Annotated in this window: 4 protein-coding genes and 1 CRISPR repeat array; all 4 genes read left to right on the top strand. The window is 37.1% G+C overall.

The annotated features are described in order from the left end of the window. Positions 1-1908: a CRISPR direct-repeat array (repeat unit 32 nt; unit sequence GTCGCTCTCTTCATGAGAGCGTGGATTGAAAT). A gap of 290 nt (positions 1909-2198) precedes the next feature. The 4 genes from TS1_RS04240 (at position 2199) to TS1_RS04225 (ending at position 6170) form a co-directional block, all read left to right on the top strand. Then, positions 2199-3167 carry an SIS domain-containing protein gene (locus TS1_RS04240; protein ID WP_068708177.1) on the top strand — a complete coding sequence of 323 codons (969 nt, stop codon included), beginning with the start codon at positions 2199-2201 and terminating at the stop codon, positions 3165-3167. A 93-nt stretch (positions 3168-3260) separates the two neighbouring features. Then, complete coding sequence (locus TS1_RS04235) at positions 3261-4073, top strand: fructoselysine 6-kinase (RefSeq protein WP_068708175.1); 813 nt, start codon at positions 3261-3263, stop codon at positions 4071-4073. A gap of 474 nt (positions 4074-4547) precedes the next feature. Continuing rightward, positions 4548-4682: a hypothetical protein gene (locus TS1_RS12785; protein WP_281177359.1), complete on the top strand. Its 135-nt coding sequence runs from the start codon at positions 4548-4550 to the stop codon at positions 4680-4682. A gap of 87 nt (positions 4683-4769) precedes the next feature. Continuing rightward, positions 4770-6170 (top strand): YfcC family protein, encoded by a 1401-nt coding sequence (locus TS1_RS04225; protein WP_068708173.1) that lies wholly within the window; start codon positions 4770-4772, stop codon positions 6168-6170. Positions 6171-6745: the final 575 nt, after the last annotated feature.

Here is a 6745-nt window from a genome sequence, read left to right as displayed (position 1 = left end):
GTCGCTCTCTTCATGAGAGCGTGGATTGAAATAAACGCAGTACGAATATCTTGGTCGTTTGAATCTTGTCGCTCTCTTCATGAGAGCGTGGATTGAAATATCTTTTCTCTTTTCTTTGAACGCTTCTCTTTTCAGTCGCTCTCTTCATGAGAGCGTGGATTGAAATATACAGAGAAAAGGAAAAAGGAAGAATTGCTTTTAAGTCGCTCTCTTCATGAGAGCGTGGATTGAAATTGCTAGAGTCAACTTTAATCTGCAAGCAATCCGTGTCGCTCTCTTCATGAGAGCGTGGATTGAAATTGCATCTGTTACACCAAAAAAAGGGTAGCCCCAACCGTCGCTCTCTTCATGAGAGCGTGGATTGAAATTCAGGCAGCTTTTGGTCGTACTTTTACTGTGCCTGTACGTCGCTCTCTTCATGAGAGCGTGGATTGAAATACTCGAGGCATGGTGAACTCGTGCGCCTCATGCCAGTCGCTCTCTTCATGAGAGCGTGGATTGAAATGCGTTCTTTCTCGTATGCCTCATCACGGATTCTCGTCGCTCTCTTCATGAGAGCGTGGATTGAAATATTTAAACAATCCTCGATACTCAGTCCACATTGTGTCGCTCTCTTCATGAGAGCGTGGATTGAAATTTTGTTATAAAAATATAATGCAAACCTAAAGCTACCGTCGCTCTCTTCATGAGAGCGTGGATTGAAATATATGCGTGTAACTCCTTTAAGCTTAAAAGGCAAGTCGCTCTCTTCATGAGAGCGTGGATTGAAATATCTATATAAGGAGCGTTGGCATAATCGTAAGCTTCGTCGCTCTCTTCATGAGAGCGTGGATTGAAATAATGGAGTCAGAAACTTCTGCATCAGTTGTATTTGTCGCTCTCTTCATGAGAGCGTGGATTGAAATGATACATCCCTTACCGAGTCTGTATCTGGGTCAATGTCGCTCTCTTCATGAGAGCGTGGATTGAAATAATATCTTCGAGCTTCCAACCGTTTTGCATTAATTGTCGCTCTCTTCATGAGAGCGTGGATTGAAATATTGTATATTCGGAGCCATTTCTCACTACGACGATGTGTCGCTCTCTTCATGAGAGCGTGGATTGAAATGGGAAATGGTGTTAGAGGGTTATGCAGTATTGTTGTCGCTCTCTTCATGAGAGCGTGGATTGAAATTAAACCTGAAACAATTGCAGGCACACGTACGGTTAAGTCGCTCTCTTCATGAGAGCGTGGATTGAAATTTGTACAATAGTTCTTGGATCTGCATTCCTGTTTTGTCGCTCTCTTCATGAGAGCGTGGATTGAAATTGAAATCAAACTGTCTAAAGGAACTGAATCCACAGTCGCTCTCTTCATGAGAGCGTGGATTGAAATTTCACCCACTATCTTGATATAGCCGTCAGTTTTAGTCGCTCTCTTCATGAGAGCGTGGATTGAAATAGGATTGGAAAGTGGAACATATGTAACGAATCTGGTCGCTCTCTTCATGAGAGCGTGGATTGAAATCGCTTTTCTTCCAGGTTCTTCCTAAACTCTTTTGGTCGCTCTCTTCATGAGAGCGTGGATTGAAATGCACTCTTTTTTTATTTCATTGACTAAACTTTTAATGTCGCTCTCTTCATGAGAGCGTGGATTGAAATTACTTTAAGTGATTTCAGCTTAAACGAAGAGTGGGTCGCTCTCTTCATGAGAGCGTGGATTGAAATATGGCAAAAGCACGCAATACGATGCTTTGGCTTAGTCGCTCTCTTCATGAGAGCGTGGATTGAAATTTTAACATCTTCTGCAGTTGTCGCGTCTAGATTTTGTCGCTCTCTTCATGAGAGTGTGGATTGAAATTTTTCCTCCTATTGTTTTAGTCCTAAAGCTTTCGCAGTCGCTCTCTTCATGAGAGCATGGATTGAAATCCGGTTCCAGTGATTAGCAACTTTTCCTTCTTCAGTTGCACTCTTCACGAGAACGCTACTTGAAAAGAATACTAATTTTCAGAAGAAGGAATGTTAACTAAAAAGAGTTTGCATGTAAAAATGTATATAGTATATTTGAAGTAAAGAAATTATGAAAGGGTTAACAAGCTCTCAATGACTTCTTCGTTTGATAGAAAATTATTGTGGTGTCTTGGTGTATAAAAAGTAATTCTTAGTTTATGTTCTAACGTTATATGATGTTTTAACAATTTAAAGGAGATGTTGACTTAATGGATATAACAAAAGCAGTAAAAGAAATTTTGAGGAAAAATCAAAGAGTAATATCTAGTATTTATTTTGTTGCCTGTGGTGGTTCTTTAGTGGATATGTATGTGGCGGATTACTTTATAAAAGCAGAGTCAGCGAAAACTTTTACCGGCTTATACACAGCCAATGAATTCTGTCATGTTCCTCCAAAAGCCTTAGGAGAACAATCGGTGGTTGTCCTTTGTTCTCATGGCGGAAATACCAAAGAAACAGTAGAAGCTGGTCGTCTAGCTAAACAGCGTGGAGCACAGACTGTAGGATTGACATATAATAAAGACGCAGAATTACTTAACGTTTCTGACTATAGTTTTTTATATGATTGGGGTGCAGATTCTGAAGTGAGGAATAATCCAATGGCGATCAGTTTAGACTTAACAGTTTCACTAATTGCAGAAACTGAAAATTATGAACACTATAATGAATTTCGCCAAGGGATGGATATTATTGATACGGTAGTAAATAATGCAGTAAAACAGGTTCAAAAACGTACTAAAAATTTTGCTGACAAATATCAAAATGAAGAAATGTTTTATATTTTAGGTAGTGGACCAAGCTTTGGTCATGCTTATGGGTTTTCAATATGTTCATTGATGGAGATGCAGTGGTTAGATTCTACTGCTGTTCATTCTGGTGAATTCTTCCACGGGCCACTCGAAAATACTGATCAAAACCGGAATTATCTTTTGTTGTTAAGCGAAGGTAGAACTCGGCCTTTAGATGAACGTGTGAAAAGCTTTTTGCAACAGCATGCTAAAAATGTCGAGTATGTTGATGCTAAGGAATTAGGACTAGATCTCATTCCAAGTGAAGTTATTGAATTTTTCAACCCTATTTTATTTTACAGTGTACTTTCTGAATATCGCTATGCTCTTTCAAAAGTACGTGAGCATGATCTGGAGGCACGTCGTTATATGGGAAAAGTTTCCTATTAAATTTGTAAAAGGAGCCTACTAACATATTTTGCTGAAAGGAATGTAGAGAAAGAAAAGACATTTTTAGAGAGTAAAAAGGGGGATAAGCAAATAATGAAGGCGCTAGGTTTGGGCGATAATGTAGTGGATAAGTATGTCAATTATAAAATAATGTACCCAGGAGGAAATGCTTTAAATTTTGCTGTTTTTGCCAAGAAGCTAGGTGTAGAAAGTAGCTTTATGGGAGTTTTTGGATCTGATGAGGAGGCAAAACATGTAATATCAGTTATTAAAGAAATTGGGATAGATAATAGCCACTCACGTTTTGTCACAGGTGAGAATGGCTGTGCAAGGGTGGAAATAAGAAATGGGGACCGACTCTTTTTGGGCAGTAACGAAGGAGGGGTTACACGTAGCTCACCTATTCAACTAAATGATAATGATCGTATTTACCTGCAAAATTTTGATTTAATTCATATGGGATTATATAGCCAAGTGAATCATCTTTTGCCTGAGTTACAAAAAATAAAGGCTAAACTTTCTTATGATTTCTCAGATGATTTTACTGAAGGAGATATCAAGCAAATCATCAACCAAGTTTCCTTTGGATTTTTTTCATTGAGCGGGTACTCAAAAGAAAAAGCCAAAGAATTTTTAATTGAACATTTTCAAACAAGAAATAAACTACTTGTCACTACTCGTGGAGAAAATTCTGTCCTCGCTTATGATGGTAAAGAATTTTACGAAGCAATGCCTATTTTGGAAGAGCCTGTAGACACGATGGCAGCAGGAGATTCGTTTTTAACGGCTTTTTTAATTAGTTATTTGCAAGGCGATACCATTGTGCAATCATTAGAAAAAGGAAACGAGTTTGCTGCTAGATCTTGTATGGTCGAAGGATCTTTTGGTTATGGTATGAATTACTGATTAGTAAAAGTAATATGGTGCTAGACAGAAAAAAAGCCGTTGTATCAACAACTAAAAGAGGTTATTAAAATTAAGTATAGGTAAACATAACCAAAATGTGTGAATTCTACTGAATTAGAGTTTATGAAATATTGTAAAATAAGTCGTATCACAGTATACAGAGTTATTGAAGAAATAATCACCCAAGGTTATTTTGTGAAGCAACAAAGTAAAAGAAACCTTTCTAAGTGGTAAAAGTTTTTGTAAAATTGAATTCGTAACAGGATTCAGCGAAAGTTATCGCTTTGATAATTTAACGGGCAGCAGTGTTATTTTACAAGAAAAAGTTGTACCGGCGACTAAAGAATTAACAAAGAAACTATAAATTTTAAAAGAAGAAAAAACTCTTTATATTCAATGCAAAAGAATGGCTTCATATAGATCACTTTTTTTAAAAAATAATTTGTTTTTTTAAAAGAAGATATCATAAGTTCGTTGCACAATATTCAGCCAGTAAATTCAGGAGAAACAACGTTAGAAGCTGTAGCTGCAGATGAAACGATCGCTCAAACCTATGGACTTACTATTCGTATCCCAGTTTTTATATGCGTACAAGTCGCGAAGGATTAAAATAATATCTGATTCATCTCGGTAAATGGCAATGCACATGTTTTTAGTATCTAAACTATAATGTTCAAGATAAATAGGAGGCGTAACATGAAAAGCAAGAAGGGCAAGTTTACTTTTCCTCATAGTTATACGTTAATTTTTCTATTGATCATTGTTGCAGCGATTATGACTTGGATTATCCCTAGTGGACAATTCGATACAGTAGTGGAGACAATCAATGGCACCGAACGTACAACCGTTATCCCTGGAACTTATGATACGATTGAAAAGGCAGGACATGGGCAAGGAATTGGCGATGTTTTACAAGCTCCAGCAGCAGGTATTATCTCTGCGGTAGAAGTTGTAGCGTTTGTCCTCGTTGTTGGAGGATCGTTTGGCGTTATTTTAAAAACAGGTGCGGTGGATCGAGCGTTATTTGCTTTAGCTAACTCCTTAGGCGGCAAAGGGATTTTAGTTATTCCCTTATCAATGATTTTATTTAGTCTGGGTGGTTCTACTTTTGGTATGAGCGAAGAGACGATTCCTTTATTTGCCATTTTTATTTCTTTAATGTTTTCTTTAGGCTACGATTCTATAACAGCTATTTTAATTATTTTTTTAGGAACACAATCAGGCTATGTCGGTTCTACTATCAATCCTTTTAATGTTTTGATTGCCCAAGGAATAGCAGATGTTCATGGAAACCCTTTATTATGGTATCGTGTTATATGTTGGATCGTTATCACAACAATTTCTATTATTTTTACTATGAACTATGCTCGTAAGGTTAAAGCAAATCCTGAAAGGTCTATTGTTTATACAAGCGATCAAAAAGTTAAGAGTAAGTTTCAAAGTTTTGAAACAAATAAGGAATTTTCTGTTAGAGACAAATTAATCATTAGTGGATTTATCGTTGGTTTGGGCGTTATGATATGGGGAATTATTACCCAAGGATGGTATATGGTTGAAATTTCCGGCTTATTTGTTGGTTTAGCTTTACTTGCTGGCATCGTTGCTGGATTTGATCAAAAAGGCATTGCGGAGGCGTTTGTGGAAGGTTGTGCTGATTTTGCTTATGCAGCTGTTATCATTGGCTTGGCTCGAGGAGTATTAGTTATTTTAGAAAATGGGATGATCATTGACACCATTTTAAATGCTTTAGCGAACTTACTGGTGAAACTTCCCAAAGCGTTATTTTCAACAATTTTATTAGCAGCACAAACCATTGTGACTTTTTTTGTCCCTTCTTCTTCTGGGGCGTCAGCATTAACAATGCCTATAATGGCTCCATTAGGCGATTTACTGAATATCAATCGTGATGTGATTGTTTTAAGTAATCAATTTGGGAACGGATTAATGAACATGATATCGCCGACGGGAGGCGTACTGTTGGCTGGTTTAGCAATTTCAGAAATTAACTTTTCGAAATGGTTTAAAGTTGCCATAAAAATTTTTGGGATTTTATTTGTAACAGCAGCGATATTACTTTATATAGCAACCTTACTTTGATTATAAAAAAGGTTTTTATAAACTTGTCTGTTATAAATTTTCATTATTTACTTTTCCGGTATAGGAACGAAATTTGAAAATATATATTTTCAAATAATTCTGAGTTATTCCTTCTTAGCCACTTAGACAAGAAGTGTAAAGATTTTTTATTATTAGGACGTATAACTTTGCGCGAATCGAGGTTACACATATATTACTAAAATGGTACGCGCATAGTTATCGCTATTTTATAGAAATTAAGTTGTATCTTAAAGATTCTTTTAAATAAAAATGGCTCGAAGCTGCAGCATTTCCGCCGTCGCTCTCTTTGTGGGAGCGTGGATTGAAATTGGCTTATACAACCTAGCGGAAGATGGACATCCAGGTCGCTCTCTTTGTGGGAGCGTGGATTGAAATATTCCATCTCCTCCAATAACTCAGGATTTTCATATGTCGCTCTCTTTGTGGGAGCGTGGATTGAAATTCAGCCATTTGAGCAAAAGATTTACCAAACTGCTGGTCGCTCTCTTCATAGGAGCGTGGATTGAAATTTCAATATCATTTTGGGTATCAACGGATTTCCAACCGTCGCTCTC

It is taken from the genome of Tetragenococcus solitarius NBRC 100494 (assembly GCF_001544195.1).
GTDB lineage: Bacteria > Bacillota > Bacilli > Lactobacillales > Enterococcaceae > Tetragenococcus > Tetragenococcus solitarius.
This window is presented reverse-complemented; position numbering and strand designations above follow the sequence as displayed.